Source organism: Paraburkholderia sp. MM5482-R2 (assembly GCF_050436125.1).
Classification (GTDB): Bacteria; Pseudomonadota; Gammaproteobacteria; order Burkholderiales; family Burkholderiaceae; genus Paraburkholderia; species Paraburkholderia tuberum.
Map to the genome: position 1 here is coordinate 1,657,074 of NZ_JBNDLP010000002.1, position 23,073 is coordinate 1,680,146.

A 23,073-nucleotide genomic window follows, 5' to 3' on the forward strand; every position below is an offset into this window, starting at 1 on the left:
ATGCTGCAAGCCACTGAAGCCAATTTCGACGGCCTGGTCGGCCCGACTCACAACTACGCGGGCTTGTCGTTCGGCAACGTCGCGTCGCAGAACAACGAGAAGTCGGTCGCGAATCCGAAGACCGCCGCGCGCCAGGGTCTGCGCAAGATGAAGCAGCTGGCGGACCTCGGCTTTCATCAGGGCGTGCTGCCGCCGCAGGAGCGTCCGTCGATGCGTCTGTTGCGCGAGCTCGGTTTTTCCGGCGACGATGCTTCGGTGATCGCGCGCGTCGCGAACAACGCGCCCGAACTGCTCGCGGCGGCGAGTTCGGCCTCGGCGATGTGGACCGCGAACGCGGCGACGGTGAGCCCGTCCGCGGATACGCACGACGGCCGCGTGCATTTCACGCCGGCCAATCTGTGCAGCAAGCTGCATCGCGCGATCGAACATGAGTCGACACGCCGCACGCTGCGCGCGATGTTCAGCGACACCGACCGCTTCGTCGTGCACGAGGCGCTGCCCGGCACGCCCGCGCTCGGCGACGAGGGCGCGGCGAATCACACGCGCTTTTGCGAGCAATACAAGGCGCGCGGTGTCGAATTCTTCGTGTATGGCCGCAGCGAGTATCGTCGCGGGCCGGAACCGAAGCGCTATCCGGCGCGCCAGACGTTCGAGGCGAGCCGCGCGGTCGCGCATCGTCATGGCTTGCAGGAAGCGGCGACCGTGTACGCGCAGCAGAACCCTGAAGTGATCGACGCGGGCGTGTTCCATAACGACGTGATCGCGGTCGGCAATCGCAACACGCTGTTCTGCCATCAGCTCGCGTTCGTCGAGCAGCAGGCGGTGTACGACGAGCTGCGCGCGAAGCTCGCGAGCCTGCACGCGGGGTTCAACGTAATCGAAGTGCCCGACGCCCAGGTCAGCGTCGCCGATGCGGTGACGTCGTATCTGTTCAACAGCCAGCTGCTGACTCGGCCCGATGGCAAGCAGGTGCTGGTCGTGCCGCAGGAATGCCGCGAAAATCCGCGCGTGGCCGCGTATCTGGATGAGCTGACTGCGCACAGCGGTCCGATCGACGAAGTGCTCGTGTTCGATCTGCGCGAGAGCATGAAGAACGGTGGCGGCCCCGCATGTCTGCGGCTGCGCGTCGTACTCGACGACACCGAACGCGCGGCGGTCGCGCCGGGTGTGTGGCTCGACGACACGCTGTTCGGCCGTCTCGATGCGTGGATCGAAAAGCACTACCGCGATCGTCTCGCACCCGCCGATCTGACCGATCCGAAGCTGCTGGTCGAGTCGCGCACTGCGCTCGATGAGCTGACGCAAATCCTCGCTCTGGGTTCGCTGTATGACTTCCAGCGCTGAGCACCCGATGGCGGTCCCGAGCGCGATGCTCGACGATTTTCTCGCGTGGACGCTCGCGGGGTCCCGGCCTGCCGCACATCAAGCGCAAGGCACGTGTGCGAACGGCGTGCGCTGGACGTGGCAGGGCGACGGTGTACTCGTCATCGAGCCCGCGGAGCAGCACTCGGACATCCGTAGCGTGCTTGTGTCGGCCGGCGTGCATGGCGACGAAACCGCGCCGATCGAACTGCTGTCGCGCATCGTCGCCGATATCGCGCAGGGCCGCGCCGTGCTTGCATGCCGGTTGCTAGTGATTCTCGGCAACATCGAGGCGATGCGCGACGGCGGCCGCTATCGCGACGACGATCTGAACCGGCTGTTCAGCGGCCGTCATCTGCAACTGCCGCACAGTCATGAGGCGCCGCGCGCGGCCGCGCTCGAACAGGCCGCGACGCGCTTTTTCGCCGACGCGTCCGCCGCGCCCGGCGCGCGCTGGCATATCGACATGCATACGGCGATCCGCGTGTCGGTGTTCGAGCGCTTCGCGCTGTTGCCGCATACCGGCAAGCCGTTTTCGCGCGCGATGTTCGAATGGCTCGGCGACGCGCGTATCAGCGCGGTGCTGCTGCACACGACGAAGGGCAACACCTATTCGCACTTCACCGCGCAAGCGTGTGGCGCTGCTGCGTGCACGCTCGAACTCGGCAAGGTGCGGCCGTTCGGCGAGAACGACCTGACACGCTTCGAGGGCGCGGATCTCGCGGTGCGCGCGCTGCTGGCCGGCACGCGCGTGGGTTCGCAAGCCGACGCGCAAGCCGCTCTGCCGCGTGTGTTCACCGTCGTCGATCAGCTGACCAAGCAAAGCGACGCATTCGAGCTGCTGCTCGCGCCGGACGTGCCGAACTTCACGCCGCTCATCAAGGGCAGCTTGCTGGCGCGCGACGGCGACTATCAATACACGGTGCAGCGCGACGAAGAGCGCATCGTGTTTCCGAACCCGACGGTCAAGCCCGGCCTGCGCGCCGGTCTGCTCGTCGTCGACACCACTGCCGACACGCTGTCCAGGCTTGTCTAGACAGGTTCCATGTACAATCGCGGGCTTCGCGGCTGTCGCATCCACGGGTCACGCCGGCCGCGCGAGTCCGAAGCGCGGCGGCGTAATCCGCCTGTGCGCGCCGAATCGGCTCCGTTTCAGTCCACACCGTAAAGGAACATCCGTAATGAAGAAGAATTGGCCCAACCTGGCCGCACTCGCGCTGTTCGCGACGGCGGTGTTGACGGCAGGCACCGCGTCGGCGGCTGAGATCAAGGAAGTGCGCTTCGGCGTCGAGGCGTCGTATGCGCCGTTCGAATCGAAGTCGCCCGCTGGCGAGTTGCAGGGCTTCGACATCGACGTCGGCAATGCCGTGTGCGCGAAGCTGAAGGCCAAATGCGTGTGGGTCGAGAACTCGTTCGACGGCCTGATCCCGGCGCTCGAAGCGCGCAAGTTCAGCGCGATCAACTCGGACATGACGATCACCGACCAGCGTCGCCAGGCGATCGACTTCACCGATCCGATCTACACGATCCCGAACCAGATGATCGCGAAGAAGGGTAGTGCTCTGCAGCCGACGCCCGCATCGCTGAAGGGCAAGCACGTCGGCGTGCTGCAGGGCACGATCCAGGAAACCTATGCGAAGGCGCGCTGGGCGCCGGCCGGGGTCGACGTCGTGCCCTATCAGACGCAGGACCAGATCTACGCGGACCTCGCGTCGGGCCGTCTCGATGCGTCGTTCCAGGACGCCGAAGCGGCATCGAAGGGCTTTCTGAAGAAGCCGCAGGGCGCGGGCTTCGAGTTCGCCGGTCCGGCCGTCAGCGACGACAAGCTGCTCGGCGCGGGTGTCGGCTACGGCGTGCGCAAGAACGACAAGGCACTGAAGGATGCGCTGAACGGCGCGTTGAAGGAGCTGAAGGCGGATGGCACGATCGACCGCCTCGCCGCCAAATACTTCGACGTGAAAGTCGTGCTGAAGTAGCGATGCATCGAAGTGTGCAAAACGGCCGCGCGTTGCGGCCGTTTTGCTTTCTGCACGCGTGTCGCAAACGTTCAGCAAATATTTCGAGATATTGTCTCGTAAGCCTGTTCGTGCCCAATGACGCTGCGATAAAATTGCGACGCACACTGCCGCGCGCGACGGAGCTTGCAACGTCATAGAAACGCGCCAACGTGCAGCGAAAAACAGAACATAGCGGCCAGGCGCCAGCGGCGCCGAGCGGGGGACTGGAATGACCACCATCGCAATCGAGACTCTGAGCCACAGCGGCACGACCGACGACGCGTCGCTCATCGCCAGCTACGCAAGGCAGCCCATTCTGAATCGGGACGGCATGCTGTGCGGCTATGAGATCAAGGTGCGTGCGCCCGAGCTGCCGCTCGCCGACGCGGACCGCATCGCCCCGCAAGCCAATACCGATCTCCCGCCCGAAACCGACGCGTTGCCGGGCCGCGCGTCCACGCCGGTGCAACGCGTCGCGCGCGCGATCGTGCGCGGGCTCGTGCAGGGCGACGTGCGCGGCGCGCTGACCGGCCATCCGGCCTACGTCGACGTGAGCCGCGAGCTGCTGCTCGACGACGCGATCCTGAGACTGCCCGCCGAGCGCTTCATGCTCGAGCTGCCTTCATCGCTCGAAGTCGACGACGCGTTGATCGCGCGTGTCGTGTATCTGCATGGCCGCCGCTACCGCTTCGCGCTCGACGACGTCACGCAGCCCAACGAGACTTTCGCGAAGCTGCTGCCGTACGCCGAAGTCGTCAAGATCGACGTCACGCGCACACCGCGCGCGCTGCTGCCGAAGCTCGCGAGCGTGCTGAAGTCGGCTGGCAAGCTGCTGCTCGCATCAGGTGTCGATGCGCAGGCCGACTTCGAAACGTTGCACGAGCTCGGCTTCGACCGCTTCCAGGGTTATTACTTCGCGCGCGCGCAAAGCTCGGCGACGCGCCGCGTCAGCGCGCCGCGCCACGCGCTGCTCAATCTGCTGCAACTGCTCGCGGGGGACCCGACGGTCGCGCAGCTCGAAGCCGAGCTGAAGCTGAACCCGGTGCTCGTCATGCATCTGATGAAGCTCGCGAATTCGAGCGGCCTCCCGGTCGGTCACAAGGTGACGACGCTGCGCGACGCGATCAACGCGACCGGCACCGACCGCATCGCGCGCTGGACGCAGCTGCTGCTCTACGCAGACGGCCGCAAGGTCGCGCTGGAGGACGATCCGCTGCTGCAACTCGCGGCCACGCGCGCGCGCTTCATGGAACTCGCGATCGAGCGCATGCCCGAGGCGGGCCGCGACGAAGCCGATGCGGCCTTCCTGACCGGTGTGTTTTCGTTCGTCGATGCGGTGTTCGGCGGCTCGCTCGAAAATACGCTGAACATCCTTACGCTGTCGCGACCGATCCAGGCAGCAATCCTGCATCGCGAGGGCAGGCTGGGTCTGCTGTTGAGCGCGGTCGAAGCGCTCGAAGGCGGCGCATGGGAGCGCGTCGCCACGCTATGCGAGCGTCTTGCTCCGTTGACCGTGGAAGAGGTCGCGCAGATGGGTCTCGCGGCCGGCGCATGGGCCGGCGTCGCGGATCGCAGCGCGGAAGGGCTCGAGCGGATCGACGATTGAGTGGGGTAAAAGCCCCGCACGGTGCCCGGATAAAATCGTTTTCGGGCAAACACGGAAAGGATCGAAGTGAAGCGGCGTGATCAACGATCACGCCAGGTCTTCACATCATCTCCATTTCCCGCATCTGCCCCTGGCCGAAAAAACGTCCTAACTCCCGTGCCAGTTCGTTGAGCACGCTCATCTCCTTCTGCGAGATGCGGCGCGCCTCCTGCGTATGCGACCAGTCGCCGTAGAGCAGCGCGACGGTCTGATCGGTTTCGTCGACGATCGGCAGCAGCACGAACGCGCGCGCGTCGTCGAACGAGCGCCGGAACCACTCGGGCAGCCGCGCGACCATCTTCGGATCGCGCGCATTCTCGATGAAGATGCCCACCGAGTTCGCGATCGCGAGATGAAATACGTCGGGTTCGAACGCGGTGCTGAACGAGAGCCGCGGCAGCGCCGCGTCGATCTTCGGCCCGAAGCCGAGACGCGCCTTGAACGTGCCGCTGCTGTGCTTGACGTACACCACGGTGCGCGAGAAGCCGAGCGCCGCGAGCACGGTCTCGGCGGCCATCGCGAGCGTCGGTGCGAGCGGGCTGCCCTCGGGCAGGTCGCGCAGATCCTTCACCCCGATCTCGATGCGCGCCTCGGGTGTAAGCGCCTCGCGCGCGATCGCATCGGCATTCGCGCGTAACTCGACGATCTCGCGCATCACGCTGTCGCCGCCATCCTCACGCGATAGCGCGACGCTCATCTGCAGCAGCACCTCGGGGTCGGTGTTCAGCGCGCCGCTGTACTCGTGCGCAAGCTCGCCGATGCGTGCCTCGCGCTCCCCCTCGGGCATGTTCTGCTGGGTGAGCACGTCGGCGACCGCGGTCGAGTAATTGGTGATCGCGCGCAGCCACTGCACCTGGCGCGGTTGGGTCACATCCTCCGGATCGAACTCACCCATGCCCGAGCGGATCGTGTCAGGCAGGCGCCAGCGCACCGCGGCTTCGGCGCCGATTTCATCGAACGTCACGCCGAGCACGAGCACGCACGCATCGGTTTCGAGTGCGCCGCCGTCGATATGGCGGCGAATCTGGTCCCATTCGGCGTCGAGATAGAACACGACCAGCAGCTTGCCGATCTGCCGCATCAGCGTGCAGACCACCGCTTCCTCACCGGCGCGCAAGTCGCCGCGCTCGGTCAGCTTGCGCGCGACGCAGCCTGACAGCAGCGTGCGGTTCAGTTCGAGTTTCGCGTCGATGCGGCGCGGCGCGCTTTGATGAAAGTGATCGACGATTTTCAGACCGACGACCAGATGGCCGACCGCATCCATGCCGAGCACCATCAGCGCGCGCGACACGGTCGTGATGTTGCCGCCGAACGCCATGTACATCGCCGAGTTCGCGAGGCGCAGCACCTTCTGGGTGAGCGCGAAGTCCGACAGCACCACTTGCACGAGGCCGGTGAAGTCGAGGTCGTCGTTGGTCACTGCCGCCATGGTGGTGCGCAGCGATTGCGACAGCATAGGGAAATCGCCGCGCTCGCTCATTCGCGTCCAGAGCCGGTCGAGCACTGCCGCCTTTACCATGTGAGTCCCGCAAAAGCCATACGTGTTCCAGTGAATGCCATGCCGGTCGTGAGCCGGCTTGTTGCGCTGCCTGGGCGTCGTGTCTGCATCGCCCGTTACGCGCCGTGCAACTGAAGCTCGCGCGATTCGAAGCGCTGCGCGAGTTCCTCGGACGGCAGCGCCTTGCAAACGAGCCAGCCCTGAATGTGATCGCAGCCCATCTCGGTGAGCAACGCGCGTTGCGCTTCCGTTTCGACGCCCTCGGCTACCAGTTCGAGGTCGAGCGTCTGCGCAAGGCCGACGACGGCGCTAACGATTGCCTGATCGTTTCGCGAGGTTAGCAGATTCTCCACGAAACTCCGGTCGATCTTCAGCTTCGCGAGCGGAAAACGCTGCAGGTACGCGAGGCTCGAATAGCCGGTACCGAAGTCGTCGACGGCAAAGCGGATGCCCATCGCGGTCAGCTCTTCGAGCAAGCCTTTCGCGTGCGCCGGATCGTGCATCAGCAGACTTTCGGTGATCTCGAAGACGAGGCGGCGCGGATCGATGCCGGTCAGCTCGATCGCCTCGCGCACCGAGTCCTTGAAGCGCGGATCGCGAAACTGCTGCGGCGACACGTTGACGGCCACGTACTGCAGCGAAATGCCCTTGGCGTCCCACTGGATCAGTTGCATGCACGCGACCTTCAGCACCCAGTTGCCGAGAAAGTTGATGAGCCCGATCGACTCCGCGAGCGGAATGAACATCGACGGCGGCACGAGGCCATGCACCGGATGCGTCCAGCGAATCAACGCCTCGACACCGACCACGCCCCGCGTGCGGCTGCTCGTGATCGGCTGGAAGTGTAGCGAAAACTCGCCGTTGCGTACGCCGTCGTAGAGGTCGGCCTCGAGCTTGAGGCGCTCGGCGTCGGCCGGGTTGTCGTCGGGTACGTAGAACGCCAGCGTGTTGCCGCCCGCGGCCTTCGCCTGCAACAGCGCGTGGTCGGCCCAGCGCAGCAGGTGCGTGTCGTGGCCGCCGGTGTCGTTGGCGTGGCGCACGTCCGGGTACAGCGCGATGCCGATGCTGGCCGACAGGTGCACCTGCTGACCCTTGAACACGTACGGCTGCTGGATCGCGGTCAACAGACGCCGCGCCAGCGCTTCGGCGGCCGCCGCCGCGTCGGTGCGGCTCGCGGCAGGCTTCACGAGGATCGCGAACTCGTCGCTGGCGACGCGCGCGATCGTTTCGTTCGGGCTCGTCATGTTCAACAGGCGCCGCGACGTGTCGCGCAGCATCTCGTCGCCGGCGTCGTAGCCGAGTGCGCGATTCACGCGCTGATAGTCGTCGAGATCGAGCAGCAAGAGCGCGACCGGCGTGCCGTGCGCGTCGGCCTTCTGTTGCGCGTCGAGCAACGCGTGCAGCAAGCCCGACTGGTTCGGCAGGCTGGTCAGCCGGTCCAGATGCAGCGCCTGGGTCAGGCGCTCTTCGGTGGCGCGCCACGACGACACGTCGAAGCCGGCGATCGCGTAGCCGTCGACGCCGTCGTGGCTGCTGCGCACGACCCGCAGCTCGACCGTGATCGGATAGGTCAGCGACTTGACGAGCCCGAGCGTCGCTTTCTCGACATTGCCCGAGGCCGCCGCGAGCTTGAGCAGCGCGTCGAGGCGCGGCACGTCGGCGGGCGCGACCAGATCGTGCAGCGTCGCGGTTTTCAGGTATTCGCGGTGATAGCCGATGAAGCGCAGGCTCGCGTCGGACACGTAGATGAAGCGCAGCGCATCGTCGACGTGCGCGAGCAGATCGACCGCGCCGACCACCTGTTCCAGTGGGGGCGGGCGCTTCGCGCTGCTCGGCTGGTCGTCGTCCTCGCGCCGGCCGAACGCCCACAGCCGGTCGATGACCGTGCGCAAGGAGCCCCGGCGGGGCGCGGTGATCGTGTTCGCTTCCATGTTTGTCGCTGGCAACCTGGGTTCGTCCGCAGGCGGGGCTGCTTGTCCGCCGCTCCGGGCGGCCAGGAGATAGCAGGCCGCCCCATCAGAACGAGATAACGACGCATGCGGGGAAATCTTTAGCGGCCCGTGGAGAAAAACATCTGGTAAGGAGAAGCCCGGCGCCGTCGCCGGGACGATTCGGTTAAAGTGACGTCGCTTCGCGGCCGTTAATACGGCGAATCCCCTTTTTTTGGCGACGCTGATGACGTCGCGCTGCATAGACTTTCCGAACCTTGCACTGATGATCCATGTCCGAACGCCCCGTCGTCAGGTCCGCCAGAGCCCCACGGCCCGTCCCGCGGGACGTCGAGGTGCGTGATGTCCTCGCCGGCGCGTCGGCCGGCTATCGTGAGCACGGGGCGCTGGACGCTGCCCCGCAGTACGTCTATGTCGGCCGCCAGCCGATTCTCGATCGCGATGGCGCGCTTCACGCCTACGAGCTGCTGTTCCGTGCCGGAACGTACAACTACGCCGAAATCAGCGACGACACGCAGGCCACCGCGCAGGTGGTCGCGCGCACGATCGGCGGAATCGGCGTACCCGCCGTGCTCGGCCAGCATCGCGGCTTCGTCAATATCGATCGCGCGCTACTCTTTAGCGACATCGTCCATCTGATGCCGCCCGAGCGCTTCGTGCTCGAAATCCTCGAAACCGTGCGCTACGACGCCTCGCTCGCGCGTCGTCTCGGCGAGTTGCGCGGCGCCGGCTTCCAGGTCGCGCTCGACGACGTGCACGATCTGTCCGACGAGCTGAGCGCGATGCTGCCGTACGCCGACATCGTCAAGATCGATTTCCTGCAGACGCCGCGCCGCACCGTCGCGAAGCTCGCGTCGACGCTGCGCGGCCACGGCAAGACGCTGCTCGCCGAGAAGGTCGAGACGCGCGAGGACTTCGCGCTCGCCCACGAGCTCGGTTTCGATCTGTTCCAGGGCTACTTCTTCGCGCGGCCGCAGGTGCTGGCCGCGCCGCGCAACCGCTCGCTGCGTCCGGGCCTGCTGCGGCTGCTCGCGCTGCTGTCGCGCGACGCCGGCATCGTCGAGCTCGAGGCGGAGCTGAAGGTCAACCCGGGCGTGGTCGTGCAACTGCTGCGGCTCGTCAATTCGAGTGCATTCGGCCTCGGGCGCAACATCGCGTCGCTGCGCGAGGCGATCATCGCGACCGGCACGCGGCAGATCGCGCGCTGGGCGCAACTGCTGCTGTACTCGGACACCGGCGAGTTGCCGTGGCGCGCCGATCCGCTCGTGCAACTGGCGGCGACGCGCTCGCGCTTCATGGAACTCGCCGCGAACTGGCTGCGTCCGGCCGACGGCGAATTCGCCGACGCCGCGTTCATGACCGGGATTTTTTCGCTCGTGCACATCGTGCTCGACAGCACGCCGGACGCGGTGCTCGAGAAACTCGGCCTCGCGCCGCAGATTCGCGACGCGATCGTCGCGCGCAAGGGCGAGCTGGGCGCGCTGCTGCTGATCGCCGAGGTCGCGGGCGAGGGCGGCGACGCGGCGCCGGTCGCGACGGCGGCGGGCTTCCACGCGCTGACGCCCGACGTGCTGTCGGAGCTGAACCTGTCGGCGGCGGCGTGGTTCGGCGCGCACGTGGCGGAATTGGGCATTTGATACGTCGAGCTCGCGCGCCGCACCCTTTCGATTCGCTTGTGATCCGGGCGACGACCCACGCCGCGTGCGCATCCGTGGTCCAATAGTAAGTTCAGCGAAGGCCTGTGACGTCGGCCGAAGCTGTCTCCGATGGACCCGATCAATTGCGTGCGCTCACGCGTGGAGGAGCAGATGAAGACAAAACCCATACCGGCGGTACTGGCCGCCGTCATGGCGTTCGGATTCGCAATGCATTCGCCGCTCGCCTCGGCAACCCTGAAGCCCGGCGATACGGCGCCGACGTTTACCGCCGAGGCCTCGCTCGGCGGCAAGACCTACGCGTATTCGCTCGCCGACGAACTGAAGAAGGGCCCGGTCGTGCTGTACTTCTATCCGGCCGCGTTCACGAAGGGCTGCACGATCGAGGCGCACGAGTTCGCCGATGCGGTCGACCAATACAAGAAGTACGGCGCGACGGTGATCGGCGTGTCGCACGACAACATCGATACGCTGACGAAGTTTTCGGTCAGCGAATGCCGCAGCAAATTCCCGGTCGCGGCCGACGCCGACGCGAAGGTGATCAATGCGTACGACGCGGCCATGCCGTTGAAGGCCGGCATGGCGAATCGCGTGTCGTACGTGATCTCGCCCGACGGCAAGATCATCTACGAGTACACGAGCCTGTCGCCCGACAAGCATGTCGAGAACACGCTGAACGCGCTCAAGGAGTGGTCGGCCGCGCATAAGGGGCAGTGAGGCGCAGTGAGGGGCAGTGAGGGGCCGAACGCGCCGTCGCGTTTGCCGACGTTAGCCGACTAAAACCATTTGCCGGATGAGCTTGCGATGCCGATTGTCGTTGCGTTGATTGCGCTGATCGCGCTGGGGTACGGCGCGGTGCGTGCCTTTTATGCGCTGCAGGCCGCTTTCGGGCTGGCGGTGGCGGAGGGTGTGGCCGTGCTGGTTGCGTTGCTGATCGCCGGTGCGCTCGCGTACTGGCGGCAGCGGCGCCGCGAAGTCGCGCCGAACGTGCGCGACGGCGACTGGACGCACGAATTGAAGGGCAGTTGGGGCTCGGTGCGGCTCGCGGCGGCCAAGCGGCTCTGCGAGATTCGCGTCGGCGATCAGCAGGGCGCGTATATCTTCGCCGATCTGCTCGGCGCCGAAACACAGGGCCGCGACGCACAGGCGCGGCTCGCGCTGAAGGTCAAGGACTCGCGGCACGGCGAGTGGCTCGTGCCGATGTCGAACGAGCGGGCGGCGCGCCGATGGCAGCGGATTTTCTCGCTGGCCATCGAGCAGAAGCTGTGAGCGCCACCTTCACTACGTCATGACGACGTCGGCGTCGCGCCACCCGCGCGGCGTGCCTTTCTCGCCTCCCAGCGCACGCGGATGCGATCCATGTACAGATAGACGACCGGCGTCGTATAGAGCGTCAGCATCTGGCTGACGATCAGCCCGCCGACGATCGAAATACCGAGCGGCGCGCGCATCTCCGCGCCTTCGCCGCTGCCGAACGCGAGCGGCAACGCGCCGAGCAGCGCGGCGAAGGTGGTCATCATGATCGGCCGGAAGCGCAGCAGACAGGCCTGGTAGATCGCGTCGCGCGACGACATTCCCTTGCGCGACGCGTCGATCGCGAAGTCCACCATCATGATCGCGTTCTTCTTCACGATGCCGATCAGCAGGATCACACCGATCAGCGCGATGATGCTGAACTCGGTCTTGAACAGCAGCAGCGCGAGCAACGCGCCGACGCCCGCGGACGGCAGCGTCGACAGGATCGTCAGCGGGTGGATGTAGCTCTCGTACAGGATGCCGAGCACGATATACACCGCCGCGAGCGCGGCGAGGATCAGGATCGGCTGGTCGGACATCGACTGCTGGAACGCCTGCGCGGTGCCCTGGAAGCTGCCGTGAATCGTGGCGGGCATGCCGATCTCGGCCATCGTGTCGTAGATCGCCTGCGTGGCGGTGGACAGCGACACGCCCGGCGGCAGGTTGAACGAGATCGTCGAGGCGACGAACTGGCTCTGGTGATTGACCGATAGCGGCGTGGTGCCGGGCCCGAAGCTCGCGATCGCCGACAGCGGCACCATCGTCTCCTTCGCGGTCGACACCGCCGAGCCCGACGACGCGCTCGACTTGCCGCTCGCCGCGATGGAGTTGATGGCCTGATTGCGCGCGGAGTCGGCTGCGATGCTGGCCGCGCTCGTCGCGGTGGTGGCGGCCATGCCGCCGGTTGCCGCGCTCGTCGTGGTCGACGTGCTGGTCGCTCTGGACATCACGGTGCCGGCCGGCGCGTTGGTGGTCTGCGCGCCGCTCGCGCTGCCGCCCGACGTGCTGACGAAAATCTGCTTCAGCATCTCCGGGCTCTGCCAGTATTGCGGCGCGACTTCCATCACGACGTGATACTGGTTCAGCGGGTTGTAGATCGTCGACACCTGGCGCTGGCCGAACGCGTCATACAGCGTGTTGTCGATCTGCGCGGGCTTGATGCCGAGGCGCGATGCCGTGGCGCGGTCGATCGTCACCATCGCTTCGAGACCGCCTTGCTGCTGGTCGGAGTTCACGTCCGCGAGCTCCTTGCGTGCCTGCAGCGCCTCGGTGAGCTTCGGCCCCCACTTGTACAGATCGGGCGTCGAGTCGGCGAGCAGCGTGAACTGATACTGCGCGTTCGATTGCCGGCCGCCCACGCGAATGTCCTGCACCGCCTGCAGGAACGTGCGCGCGCCGGCCACGTCGCCGAGCGGCGCGCGCAGCTGCTGGATCACCTGGTCGGCGGACAGCTTGCGCTCGCTCTTCGGCTTCAGCGACATGAACATGAAGCCCGAGTTGGTCTGCCGGCCGCCGGTGAAGCCGGCCACGCTGTCGACCGCCGGATTCTTGCTGACGATTTCCATCATCTCCGAGAACTTGCCTTTCATCGCCTGGAACGACGTGCTCTGGTCGGCCTGGATGCCGCCGATCAGGCGCCCCGTGTCCTGCTGCGGGAAGAAGCCCTTTGGCACGATGATATAAAGCGCCACGTTCAGCGCGATGGTCAGCAGCAGAACCATGACGATCAGGAGCGGATGCACGAGCGCCCAGCCGAGCGTGCGCTCGTAGCCGCGATGCATCGACGTGAAGCCGCGTTCGAGCCAGCGGCCGAAGCGGTTTTCCTCATGCTTTTCGTGCGGCTCGCGCAGGAGGCGCGAGCACATCATCGGCGTGAGCGTCAGCGATACGACCAGCGACACCGCGATCGCCAGCGACAGCGTCAGCGCGAACTCGCGGAACAGCCGCCCGACGATGCCGCCCATCAGCAGGATCGGCAGGAACACGGCGACGAGCGAGATGCTGATCGACATCACCGTGAAGCCGACCTCGCGCGCGCCGATGAACGCGGCCTTCATGCGCGGCACGCCGTCTTCGATGTGGCGCGAGATGTTTTCGAGCACGACGATCGCGTCGTCGACGACGAAGCCGGTCGCGATGGTCAACGCCATCAGCGACAGATTGTCGATCGAGAAGCCCATCAGGTACATTGCGCCGAACGTGCCGACGATCGAGATCGGCACGGCCACGCTCGGAATCAGCGTGGCGCGCCAGTTGCGCAGGAACAGGAACACCACCATCACGACGAGCGTGACCGCGATCACGAGCGTGCGCTCGGTGTCCCTCAACGACGCGCGGATCGTCGTCGAGCGGTCCGAGGTCGGCGCGATGTCGACGTCGGCGGGCAGCGACGCGTGCAGTTGCGGCAGCATCGCCTTCACGCGGTCGACGGTCTCGATGATATTCGCGCCCGGCTGCCGGTACAGGATCACGAGCACCGAGCGCTTGCCATTGAAGAGACCGAGATTGCGCAGATCTTCGACCGAATCGACGACTTCGCCCATGTCGGAGAGTTTGACCGGCGCGCCGTTGCGATAGGCAATGACGAGGTCCTTGTACTGCGACGCCTTGCTCGCCTGGTCGTTGGTGTACAGCTGTACGCGGTTCTCGCCGAACTCGATCGAGCCCTTCGGGCTGTTCGCATTGGCCGCAGCGAGCGCCGCGCGCACGTCCTCGAGGCCGATGCCGTAATGCGACAGCGCATGCGGCAGCAACTCGACGCGCACGGCCGGATTCGCCGAACCGCTGACATCCACTTCGCCAACCCCCTGCACCTGCGACAACGACTGCTGCAGCACCGTCGCGGCCGAATCGTAGAGCTGGCCCGCCGTCAGCGTGCTCGACGTCAGCGCGAGAATCAGGATCGGCGCGTCGGCCGGGTTGACCTTGTGGTAGGTCGGGTTGCTGCGCAGGCTCGCGGGCAGGTCGGCGCGCGCCGCGTTGATCGCCGCCTGCACGTCGCGCGCGGCGCCGTCGATGTTGCGGTTCAGGCCGAACTGCAGCGTGATGCGCGTCGAGCCGACCGAGCTCTGCGACGTCATCTCGGTGACGTCGGCGATCGAGCCGAGATGCCGCTCGAGCGGACTCGCGACGCTCGTCGCGACGGTCTCCGGGCTTGCGCCCGGCAGCGTCGCCTGCACCGAGATGGTCGGGAAGTCGACCTGCGGCAGCGGCGCGACCGGCAGCTTCGTGAACGCGAATACCCCCGACAACGCGATGCCGATCGCCAGCAGCGTGGTGGCGACCGGACGGGAGATAAACGGACGCGACAGGTTCATCGCTCAGTTCCCTGCATCGGTGGCGGGCGGCGTGGCGCTACCGGACGAATCGCCGCGGTTAAAGCGCTCGCGCAACCGGCGGCCGAGCGAATCGAACGCGAGGTAGATCACCGGCGTCGTGAACAGGGTCAGCAGCTGGCTCACGATCAGGCCGCCGGCGATCGCGATACCGAGCGGCCGGCGCAGCTCCGAGCCCGCGCCGGTGCCGAGCATCAGCGGCAGCGCGCCGAGCAGCGCGGCGAGCGTGGTCATCAGGATCGGCCGGAAGCGCAGCAGACATGCCTGGTAGATCGCCTCGCGCGGCGGCTTGCCTTCCTCGCGCTCGGCGTAGAGCGCGAAGTCGATCATCATGATCGCGTTCTTCTTCACGATACCGATCAGCAGCACGATGCCGATGATGCCGATGATGTCGAGATCGTGGCCGGTGATCAGCAGCGCGAGCAGCGCGCCGACGCCGGCCGACGGCAGCGTCGACAGAATCGTGATCGGATGGATGAAGCTCTCGTACAGCACGCCGAGCACGATGTACATCGTGACGATCGCCGCGAGGATCAGGAACAGCTCGTTGGCGAGCGATGCCTGGAACGCGAGCGCCGCGCCCTGGAAGCGCGTCTGGAACGACGCGGGCAGACCGACGTCCTTCTCGGCCTGCTGGATCGACTTGACCGCCGCGCCGAGCGACGAACCCGGCGCGAGGTTGAACGACACCGTGGTGGCCGGGAACTGGCTCAGGTGCGTGACCAGCAGCGGCGCGGGTTGCTCGATGAACTTCGCGATCGACGACAGCGGCACTTGGCCGCCTGTCGACGTGGAAGAGGGCAGGTAGATCGAGTTCAGCGACGTGGTGTAGTGCTGCATCGTCGGCTGCGCTTCGAGAATCACGCGGTACTGGTTCGACTGCGTGAAGATCGTCGAAATGATGCGCTGGCCGAACGCGTCGTACAACGCGTTGTCGATCGTGGCCGGTGTGATGCCGAAGCGCGCGGCGGTCGCGCGGTCGATCTCGATGAACACCGAGCGGCCGTTGTCCTGCAGATTGGTCGCGACGTCCGCGAGCTCGGGCGACTGCTTCAACCGGTCGACCAGCTTCGGCACCCACGTGGTGAATTCGCTGATGTTCGGATCGGTCAGCATGAACTGATACTGCGTCGGGCTGACGGTCGAGTCGATCGTCAGGTCCTGCACCGGCTGCATGTACAGCGACGCGCCCGGAATATGCGCGACGTCTTTCTGCAACTGGCGGATCACCTCGCTCGCGGTATTGCTGCGGTCGTCGCGCGGCTTCAGGTTGATCAGCATGCGGCCGCTGTTGAGCGTGATGTTGCTGCCGTCCACGCCGATGAACGAGGTCAGGCTTTCGACGTCCGGGTTCTTCAGGATCTGGTCGGCGAGCGCCTGCTGACGCTCGGCCATCGATGCGAACGACACCGACTGCGGCATCTGCGTGATCGCCTGGATCACGCCGGTGTCCTGCACCGGGAAGAAGCCCTTCGGCACGTACACGTACAGCAGGCCGGTCAGCACCAGCGTGAGCACCGCGACGACCAGCGTGGAGCGCTGACGGTTCAGCACCCACGTGAGCGCGACCGCGTAGCGCGCGATCACCCAGTCGATGAAGCGGTGCGCCTTCGCCTCGAAACGGTGACTGTCGTGCGGCGGCGTGTGGCGCAACAGCTTCGCGCACATCATCGGCACGAGCGTCAGCGACACGACCGCCGAGATGACGATCGTCACCGCGAGCGTGATCGCGAATTCGTGGAACAGGCGCCCGACCACGTCGCCCATGAAGAGCAGCGGAATCAGCACCGCGATCAGCGAGACCGTCAGCGAAATGATCGTGAAGCCGATCTGCTTCGAGCCCTTCAGCGCGGCTTCGAGCGCCGTGTCGCCTTCCTCGACGTAGCGCGCGATGTTCTCGATCATCACGATCGCGTCGTCGACGACGAAGCCGGTGGCGATGGTCAGTGCCATCAGCGACAGGTTGTCGAGCGAGAAGCCGCACAGGTACATCACCGCGAGCGTGCCGATCAGCGACAGCGGCACCGACAGGCTCGGAATGATCGTCGCGTAGATGTTGGCGAGGAACAGGTACATCACCAGCACGACCAGCACGACCGACATCGCCAGTTCGAACTGCACGTCGCGCACCGACGCGCGGATCGTCGTGGTGCGGTCGGTGACGACCTCGACGTCGAGCGCGGCGGGCAGCGACTGCTGCAACTGCGGCAGCAGCGCCTTGATGCTGTCGACCACCTGGATCACGTTCGCGCCTGGCTGGCGCTGCACGTTCAGGATGATCGCGGGCGTGTTGTCGACCCACGCGCCGAGCTTCGTATTCTCCGGTCCCGCCACGATGCTCGCGACGTCGGTCAGCATCACCGGACGGCCGCTCTTGTACGCGACCACGGCGCTCTTGTATTCGTCGGCGTCGGTCAACTGGTCGTTCGAGTTGATCGTGTAGTTGCGCGTCGGACCGTCGAAATTGCCCTTCGGCGTGTTGACGTTCAGGTTCGAGACGGTGGTGCGCAGGTCGTCGAGATTCAGGCCGTACGCGGCAAGCGCGCGCGGGTTCGCCTGAATGCGGATCGCCGGGCGCTGGCCGCCCGACAGGCTCACGAGACCCACCCCGGCGACCTGCGAAATCTTCTGCGCGAGACGCGTGTCGGCGAGATCCTGCACCTGCGTGAGCGGCAGTGTCTTCGACGTGATCGCGAGCGTGATGATCGGCGCGTCGGCCGGGTTGACCTTCGCGTAGATCGGCGGCGCGGGCAGGTCGGACGGCAGCAGGTTGCCCGCCGCGTTGATCGCCGCCTGGACCTCCTGCTCGGCGATGTCGAGCGGCAGGTCGAGGCTGAACTGCAGCGTGATGATCGACGAGCCGGCCGAGCTTTGCGACGACATCTGGTTCAGCGACGGCATCTGCCCGAATTGCCTCTCGAGCGGCGCCGTCACGGACGACGTCATCACGTCCGGGCTCGCGCCCGGATAGAAGGTCTGCACCTGGATCGTCGGATAGTCGACCTCGGGCAGCGCGGACAGCGGCAGAAAGCGCAGCGCGACGAGGCCGACCAGCATGATCGCCGCCATCAGCAGCGCGGTGCCGACAGGACGCAGAATAAAAGCGCGGGATGGATTCATGCGGTAAGTGCCGTGCCTTTACTTTATTGCGATGCTTGCGCCGCGTGCCGGCCGCGATGCGCGTGCGCGCCGGATGCGGCCGATGCGCCGGACGCGCCACGCGGCCGCTCGGCCGGAATCGTGATCTTCGCGCCTTCGCGCAGCCGGTCCGAACCGTCGATCACGACGCGCTCGCCGACCGCGAGGCCCGACTGGATGCTGGTGCGCTCGCCGTCGACCGGGCCGACCTTGACCTGGCGCACGGTGACCGTGTTGTCGGGCTTCACGACGTACACGAAGGTACCCATCGAGCCGTTGAGCACCGCCGAGGTCGGCACGATCACCGCGTTCCTGATCGTATCGACGAGCAGGCGAGTGTTGACGAACTGGTTCGGGAACAGGCCGTTGTCCTTGTTCTCGAAGATCGCGCGCAGTTTGATCGTGCCGGTGGTCGTGTCGATCTGATTGTCCATCGTCTTTAGCGAGCCGACTTCGAGCGGATGCGTGTTGCTGCGGTCGTACGCGGTGGCCGACAGCGACTCGCCGTTCTGCGTGTGCTGGATGATCTGCTGCAGATTGTCTTCGGAAGTCGTGAACAACACGCTGATCGGATCGAGCTGCGTAATCACGACGATGCCGTTGGTGAGGCCCGAGGTCACGTAGTTGCCCGGGTCGACCTGACGCAGACCGACGCGTCCCGACACCGGCGCGGTGATGCGCGCGTACACGAGGTCGAGCTTGAAGCTGTCGATGTTGGCCTGGTCGGACTTCACCGTGCCTTCGTATTGCCGCACCAGCGACGCCTGCGTGTCGACCTGCTGACTCGCGATCGAGTCCTGCGTGAGCAGCGTCTGATAGCGCTTCAGATCGAGACGCGCGGTGGCGAGCAGCGCCTCGTCGCGCACCAGCGTGCCCTCGGCGTTGCGCAGCGAAATTTCGTACGGGCGCGGGTCGATCTGGGCCAGTACGTCGCCCTTCTTGACCATCTGGCCTTCCTTGAAATAGACGTCCTGCAGCACGCCGCTCAGTTGCGGCAGCACGGTGACGGTGGCGAGCGGCGTCACCGTGCCGAGCGCGGTCAGCACGACCGGCATCTCGCCCTGCGTCGCGGCGGCGACGTGCACCGGCTGCGCCATGTTGGCCATCGCGTTCGGGCCGCCGCGGCCGAAGCGGCCGCTGCGCGCGCCGCTCGCCGCCCCCGGCGCGCTCGCGCCGCTGCCGGCGCCGCCCCACGGATGCCAGCGCCACAGCACGACGCCGAACACGACCAGCGCCGCGACGATCAGCGCGACAGTGCGGCCACGGTGGCGTTTCACCGCGCCGGGCGCGCTCGATTGCGCGCCGTTCGCGGACGGCTGGGAAGCGGCAGGGCGTTGGGTTTCCGGGTGCTTTTGTTGTTCGTCCATCGGTTCGGTCGGGTGGCTGGCTTGATGATGTGAGCCGCCGATGCGCTCGCCGCCATTCGAAGGGCGGTGGGCCGGCACATGGGCGGCATGTCAGGCGGTCGTGGCGGCGGGCGCCGCGCAATGTTCAGCGCGATGCTACCCGAGGCGCGGGACAGAGATGTTAACGCAATGCGGAATCATCGCGGCTGGACGCGGCCGGTTCGACGACGCTCACGGCTCGCGGCGCGCGGTCCCGCGACGGGATGCGTGATCGTACGTTGCGGCGTCTGTAACAGTCCAGCCGCGTATTTTTCGGTTGATTACGAAGGTTACAGCATGTCGGCGCATCGTCGGGCGAGGGCGGGCCGCCGTCGCCACTCTCGCACATCACGGGCGGCTGGCGCCGCGTTCGATCCGCGCGGGGCGCCGTTTGGCGCCCGATGCCGCCGACGGCTTATTCGTCGAGCCGGCGCCCCGGCGTGCCGCCGATCTCCAGGACGATCTTGTCGATGCATTCGAGCAGCGCGGGCGCGGCGCGCGCGATCAGCCAGTCGCGCGGACATTGGTCGGCCGAGCCGCCGCAATTGACTGCGTAGCGCTCGCCCGACGGCCCGACGAAGCCGAGCGCGATCGCGTTCAGCCCGTTGTACCACTCGCCGGTGGCGATTGCGAAGCCGCGCTCGAGGGTGTCCTGGATCGCGCTTGCGAGACGGCTGCCGATATAGCCCCAATCGTCACCTTCGGCCGTCTGCAGGCCGACCAGCAGACGGTCGCGGTCCGGTTGCGCGAGCGCCGCGAGGTACGCCCGGCCGACGGCGGTGCGCGTCAAGCTCATGCGCGAGCCGATTTCGAGTCGCGACACGAGCACCGCCGAACGCGGCCGGATCGCGTCGATGACGACCATGTCGTAGCGGTCGCGCACCGCCAGATGCACCGACAACGCGGTGCGTTCCGCGAGTTCGATCAGAAACGGCCGCGCGCGCGAGCGGATGTCGAAGTTGCGCAGAAAGCCGTTGCTCAGTTCGAGCACCGACGAGGTCAGCACGAAGCGTTCGCTGTCGGGTAGTCGCAGCAGAAAACCGGTGCCGACGAGCGTCGCGGTGATGCGCGACACGGTGGGCTTCGGGATGCCGGTCAACTCGGCGAGTTCGCGATTGCTGAGTGGTGCGTGCGCGGCAGCGACGGCGCGCAGTACGGTCAGGCCGCGCGCGAGCGCGGTGACTTCATCGCCCGGGCCGTCTCGGTCTTTGCTGGCGGGGACCTTGGCGGCGACGGGTTGGTTGGGAGTGGATCGGTTCATGCGTTTTTATGGAACAGCATTTCAAATTGTTCGTGGGACAACCTGTTGATGGCCGCTCACAGAGGCAGGGACATCTCCAAACCGGGGCACCCATTCATACATTTTTAAGAAAAGTCATTGTATCGGAAGAAATTGCCGATCGATGGTCGACTACTTCTTTTTGCTTGACTTAGTCAGCATAACCATAAAAAATGGAACCGCATTTCGAAAGTCGCTTGTCTCCGCTGCATTTTGGTGCGCGCGAGCGGAAAAATCCCAAAATGCAGGATCGATTGCCCGTCCGATGCGCTTGCGCCTTTCGAATTACCTTCTCTCAGGTTCTAGCACGGCCCTCGGAATGGCTAGAACTTTTTAAGGCGTCACGGCAACGTGACGCTTTTTTTTTGTTGTTATGGGAGCACAACAAAGTTTTGCGGGAAGTAAGGGAGAGCGGTTCAGATACAACAAAGTCTGCGGCGACGCGTATTTTTATTGTGCAATGCGCCAATTTTAATGGTGATAGATTGGTGCTCTGCCTCGGCGATGCAAACCGGAGCACTTTGTCTCAACGCCGAGATCACGAGCGCGAATGCGGATTTCCACGAGTGGTTCAACCAAGTCATACGCTTGGGGCGCCTCAATTGCGCTATCGCGCAATTGCTTGAGAACTCCAGAGGAAAGGTCCGTGCAGCGGTGGCGGTTCGTGTCGCTGCCTTCAGGGTCAGCCATCCGTAAGTGACGGCATAGTCATCGGGGCTGCGAAGTATTTCGGATTTTATCCAAGACTGCCCTAACGCAGTCCTGTTGGGACGGTGGCGATGCGCGCGAGCGGCATTTTGGAGTGACAAAAGTTTGCCACCGAGCTCAGAATCATCTCCCGTGCTATTTCCAATAAGCGCTTCGATGTCATCCCAGAATCCCGCTGGGAGTTCCGGTTCTACATCGTCGTCCATATAGTTTTCATTAATTTTTGACGCGGCGAAAGCGGCGCGGAGGAACGCGTTCGCGTGGCCTTGTAGTTGCGAGAAGAATATCTTGATGGGGAAAGAGGTTGCCGCACGGCCAAGTATGGGCACAGTCGTCCCATTCTTGACCACTGACGGGATACGACTCGTTGAACAGCGCTGAAGCATCGATCGGGAATCCATACTCGGTTGATTTGAGTGCATTGAGCAAACCATCGCACAGCTCGGCAACCCGTTCCGGGGCGAAACTGCAGGCGGCCGCAAGTGCTGCACGGACAACGCGCGCGCTATTTTCCCCGTCGAGCGTAGTGCCGCTCAGAATTGCATCGTAGCCAGATAAATCGGGAGCATCAGCAGAGCGAACTGTGATATCGCACCGCGCGAGGTCGATATTCAGAAGTAGGTTCTGTGATGGGCGTGCGCTCTGACGCTCTCTCTTTTCCAGTTGGCGGAGGTAATCGATTGCCTCGTCGAATTTTCGCACTTCAGCAGCCACACAAGCAGATTCCCATTGGAACCTCGGGATTAGGTCGCTACTGTTCCAACCGCGCAACAACGCATATCGTTCCTCAGCCGGAGAGTCGGAGCATCGCAACTCGTTAAGAACTTCTAGGCGAATGCGCTGACTGGTCGGGTGAAGAGAAAGGAGCCTCTCGATTTCTCGGCGCCTCTGTTCGCGATTTTCAGCGTCTCCAGGCCACAAACCACGTGCGCGTGCCTCGGCAGCCAAAAGCGGTACGGAATCAGCCGTCGTAACGACCTTAAGGCGCGCCCAAATCGCCTCCATGTGTGCACTACGATTTTTGTCACCATAGCGAGTACGAATCAACTCGCTCAGAAGGCCTACACCATCTGCGTCAAGTTCTTCGCCAAGCGACATGAGGCGATCGAATGCCTCTTCGTCGTGGCCAAGCATCCATTCACAGTACGCTACCTTCGATGCGATCCTCGGCTCAGCTGCATCGAGCTTGTAATAACCCAAGGCAGCCTGTTCATACTGATGTGATGTCAAGCAAGCGTCAGCAGCGCACTCAACTCCCCAATCTGGATTGGGTTGATGATGTATCCGGAGAAGTCGAAGATCGTGTATCGCAAGGACAGCAATCGCACTGGCACTTATCCGAACGTGCAGTTTACGTTCCTCGGTTTTACGTTTAGACCGAGAGGGGCATTGAGCAAACACCAGCGGCGATTTACTGGCTTTCTGCCAGCGGCGAGCAGCGATGCCTTAAAGCGGATGAGACAGCACGTGCGAAGTTGGCGAATACACCGACGAACATCGGCGACGCTGGATGAACTTGCGCAGCAATGCAACACGACGATACAAGGGTGGTGGAACTACTATGGGGCGTTCTACCGGGCGGCGATGCACAGCCTCTTCGGCTACATCGACCTATGGCTTATGCGGTGGGCTCGACGAAAGTACAGGAGGCTGCGGCAGCGCAAGCGACGTAGTGCGGAATGGCTACGCAAGATGAAGTTCGCCCACCTCAGGTTGTTTGTCCACTGGCGTATCGTTGGCGTATCGGTCGGATAACGGGAGCCGAATGAGTCGAGAGGCTCACGTTGGGTTCTGCGAGAGACTCGGCGTGCAACTCCCCGGGTCTA

16 protein-coding genes are annotated in these 23,073 nt (G+C 65.0%); 8 read left to right on the forward strand and 8 right to left on the reverse strand.

What is annotated here, in order from left to right; translation table 11 throughout:
• Window positions 1-3: 3 nt before the first annotated feature.
• The 4 genes from astB (at window position 4) to OKW37_RS10580 (ending at window position 4,965) form a co-directional block, all read left to right on the forward strand.
• Window positions 4-1,344, forward strand: a complete 1,341-nt coding sequence (astB, locus tag OKW37_RS10565) for an N-succinylarginine dihydrolase (RefSeq protein ID WP_429408440.1) — start codon at window positions 4-6, stop codon at window positions 1,342-1,344.
• A complete protein-coding gene (astE, locus tag OKW37_RS10570; RefSeq protein WP_429406627.1) occupies window positions 1,328-2,398 on the forward strand; it encodes a succinylglutamate desuccinylase in 1,071 nt (356 codons plus the stop codon). The genes astB and astE overlap by 17 nt, the downstream gene beginning before the upstream one ends.
• Before the next feature lie 145 nt (window positions 2,399-2,543).
• Complete coding sequence (locus OKW37_RS10575; RefSeq protein WP_176365738.1) at window positions 2,544-3,338, forward strand: ABC transporter substrate-binding protein; 795 nt, start codon at window positions 2,544-2,546, stop codon at window positions 3,336-3,338.
• A gap of 250 nt (window positions 3,339-3,588) precedes the next feature.
• Window positions 3,589-4,965 (forward strand): EAL and HDOD domain-containing protein, encoded by a 1,377-nt coding sequence (locus OKW37_RS10580; protein ID WP_429406625.1) that lies wholly within the window; start codon window positions 3,589-3,591, stop codon window positions 4,963-4,965.
• Between the two features lie 100 nt (window positions 4,966-5,065).
• Here OKW37_RS10580 and OKW37_RS10585 read toward each other — a convergent pair whose 3' ends face one another.
• Together OKW37_RS10585 and OKW37_RS10590 are read right to left on the reverse strand one after the other, a co-directional pair.
• Window positions 5,066-6,523 (reverse strand): HDOD domain-containing protein, encoded by a 1,458-nt coding sequence (locus OKW37_RS10585; RefSeq protein ID WP_429406623.1) that lies wholly within the window; start codon window positions 6,521-6,523, stop codon window positions 5,066-5,068.
• Window positions 6,524-6,618: 95 nt separating this feature from the next.
• Complete coding sequence (locus OKW37_RS10590; RefSeq protein WP_409259504.1) at window positions 6,619-8,310, reverse strand: putative bifunctional diguanylate cyclase/phosphodiesterase; 1,692 nt, start codon at window positions 8,308-8,310, stop codon at window positions 6,619-6,621.
• Between the two features lie 476 nt (window positions 8,311-8,786).
• Here OKW37_RS10590 and OKW37_RS10595 point away from each other — a divergent pair, with 476 nt between their 5' ends.
• The 3 genes from OKW37_RS10595 (at window position 8,787) to OKW37_RS10605 (ending at window position 11,375) form a co-directional block, all read left to right on the forward strand.
• On the forward strand, window positions 8,787-10,088 hold the full coding sequence (locus OKW37_RS10595; protein ID WP_429406621.1) for an EAL and HDOD domain-containing protein: 1,302 nt from the start codon (window positions 8,787-8,789) through the stop codon (window positions 10,086-10,088).
• A 171-nt stretch (window positions 10,089-10,259) separates the two neighbouring features.
• Complete coding sequence (locus OKW37_RS10600; protein ID WP_184062048.1) at window positions 10,260-10,823, forward strand: peroxiredoxin; 564 nt, start codon at window positions 10,260-10,262, stop codon at window positions 10,821-10,823.
• 87 nt (window positions 10,824-10,910) lie between these two features.
• Window positions 10,911-11,375 carry a hypothetical protein gene (locus OKW37_RS10605; protein WP_429406619.1) on the forward strand — a complete coding sequence of 155 codons (465 nt, stop codon included), beginning with the start codon at window positions 10,911-10,913 and terminating at the stop codon, window positions 11,373-11,375.
• A 17-nt stretch (window positions 11,376-11,392) separates the two neighbouring features.
• On the opposite strand, the gene OKW37_RS10610 is transcribed toward OKW37_RS10605, so the two are convergent.
• The 6 genes from OKW37_RS10610 to OKW37_RS10635 all read right to left on the reverse strand — a co-directional run bounded on the left by OKW37_RS10610 (window position 11,393) and on the right by OKW37_RS10635 (window position 22,477).
• Window positions 11,393-14,719: an efflux RND transporter permease subunit gene (locus tag OKW37_RS10610; RefSeq protein ID WP_429406617.1), complete on the reverse strand. Its 3,327-nt coding sequence runs from the start codon at window positions 14,717-14,719 to the stop codon at window positions 11,393-11,395.
• A gap of 3 nt (window positions 14,720-14,722) precedes the next feature.
• On the reverse strand, window positions 14,723-17,857 hold the full coding sequence (locus tag OKW37_RS10615) for an MdtB/MuxB family multidrug efflux RND transporter permease subunit (protein ID WP_429406615.1): 3,135 nt from the start codon (window positions 17,855-17,857) through the stop codon (window positions 14,723-14,725).
• Between the two features lie 23 nt (window positions 17,858-17,880).
• A complete protein-coding gene (locus OKW37_RS10620) occupies window positions 17,881-19,242 on the reverse strand; it encodes an MdtA/MuxA family multidrug efflux RND transporter periplasmic adaptor subunit (protein ID WP_429406612.1) in 1,362 nt (453 codons plus the stop codon).
• 433 nt (window positions 19,243-19,675) lie between these two features.
• Window positions 19,676-20,521, reverse strand: a complete 846-nt coding sequence (locus OKW37_RS10625; RefSeq protein WP_184062044.1) for an IclR family transcriptional regulator — start codon at window positions 20,519-20,521, stop codon at window positions 19,676-19,678.
• A gap of 434 nt (window positions 20,522-20,955) precedes the next feature.
• Window positions 20,956-21,453, reverse strand: a complete 498-nt coding sequence (locus tag OKW37_RS10630) for a hypothetical protein (protein ID WP_429406609.1) — start codon at window positions 21,451-21,453, stop codon at window positions 20,956-20,958.
• A 10-nt stretch (window positions 21,454-21,463) separates the two neighbouring features.
• Window positions 21,464-22,477, reverse strand: a complete 1,014-nt coding sequence (locus tag OKW37_RS10635; protein WP_429406607.1) for a hypothetical protein — start codon at window positions 22,475-22,477, stop codon at window positions 21,464-21,466.
• 225 nt (window positions 22,478-22,702) lie between these two features.
• Here OKW37_RS10635 and OKW37_RS10640 point away from each other — a divergent pair, with 225 nt between their 5' ends.
• On the forward strand, window positions 22,703-23,002 hold the full coding sequence (locus OKW37_RS10640) for a group II intron maturase-specific domain-containing protein (protein ID WP_260321284.1): 300 nt from the start codon (window positions 22,703-22,705) through the stop codon (window positions 23,000-23,002).
• Window positions 23,003-23,073: the final 71 nt, after the last annotated feature.

Bases quoted from the DNA above. Each gene is read 5' to 3' on its own strand.
- astE (WP_429406627.1), top strand. From the start codon at position 1,328: ATGACTTCCAGCGCTGAGCACCCGATGGCGGTCCCGAGCGCGATGCTC.
- OKW37_RS10575 (WP_176365738.1), top strand. From the start codon at position 2,544: ATGAAGAAGAATTGGCCCAACCTGGCCGCACTCGCGCTGTTCGCGACG.
- OKW37_RS10580 (WP_429406625.1), top strand. From the start codon at position 3,589: ATGACCACCATCGCAATCGAGACTCTGAGCCACAGCGGCACGACCGAC.
- OKW37_RS10585 (WP_429406623.1), bottom strand. From the start codon at position 6,523: ATGGTAAAGGCGGCAGTGCTCGACCGGCTCTGGACGCGAATGAGCGAG.
- OKW37_RS10600 (WP_184062048.1), top strand. From the start codon at position 10,260: ATGAAGACAAAACCCATACCGGCGGTACTGGCCGCCGTCATGGCGTTC.
- OKW37_RS10605 (WP_429406619.1), top strand. From the start codon at position 10,911: ATGCCGATTGTCGTTGCGTTGATTGCGCTGATCGCGCTGGGGTACGGC.
- OKW37_RS10610 (WP_429406617.1), bottom strand. From the start codon at position 14,719: ATGAACCTGTCGCGTCCGTTTATCTCCCGTCCGGTCGCCACCACGCTG.
- OKW37_RS10615 (WP_429406615.1), bottom strand. From the start codon at position 17,857: ATGAATCCATCCCGCGCTTTTATTCTGCGTCCTGTCGGCACCGCGCTG.
- OKW37_RS10620 (WP_429406612.1), bottom strand. From the start codon at position 19,242: ATGGACGAACAACAAAAGCACCCGGAAACCCAACGCCCTGCCGCTTCC.
- OKW37_RS10625 (WP_184062044.1), bottom strand. From the start codon at position 20,521: ATGAACCGATCCACTCCCAACCAACCCGTCGCCGCCAAGGTCCCCGCC.
- OKW37_RS10630 (WP_429406609.1), bottom strand. From the start codon at position 21,453: ATGGACGACGATGTAGAACCGGAACTCCCAGCGGGATTCTGGGATGAC.
- OKW37_RS10640 (WP_260321284.1), top strand. From the start codon at position 22,703: ATGAGACAGCACGTGCGAAGTTGGCGAATACACCGACGAACATCGGCG.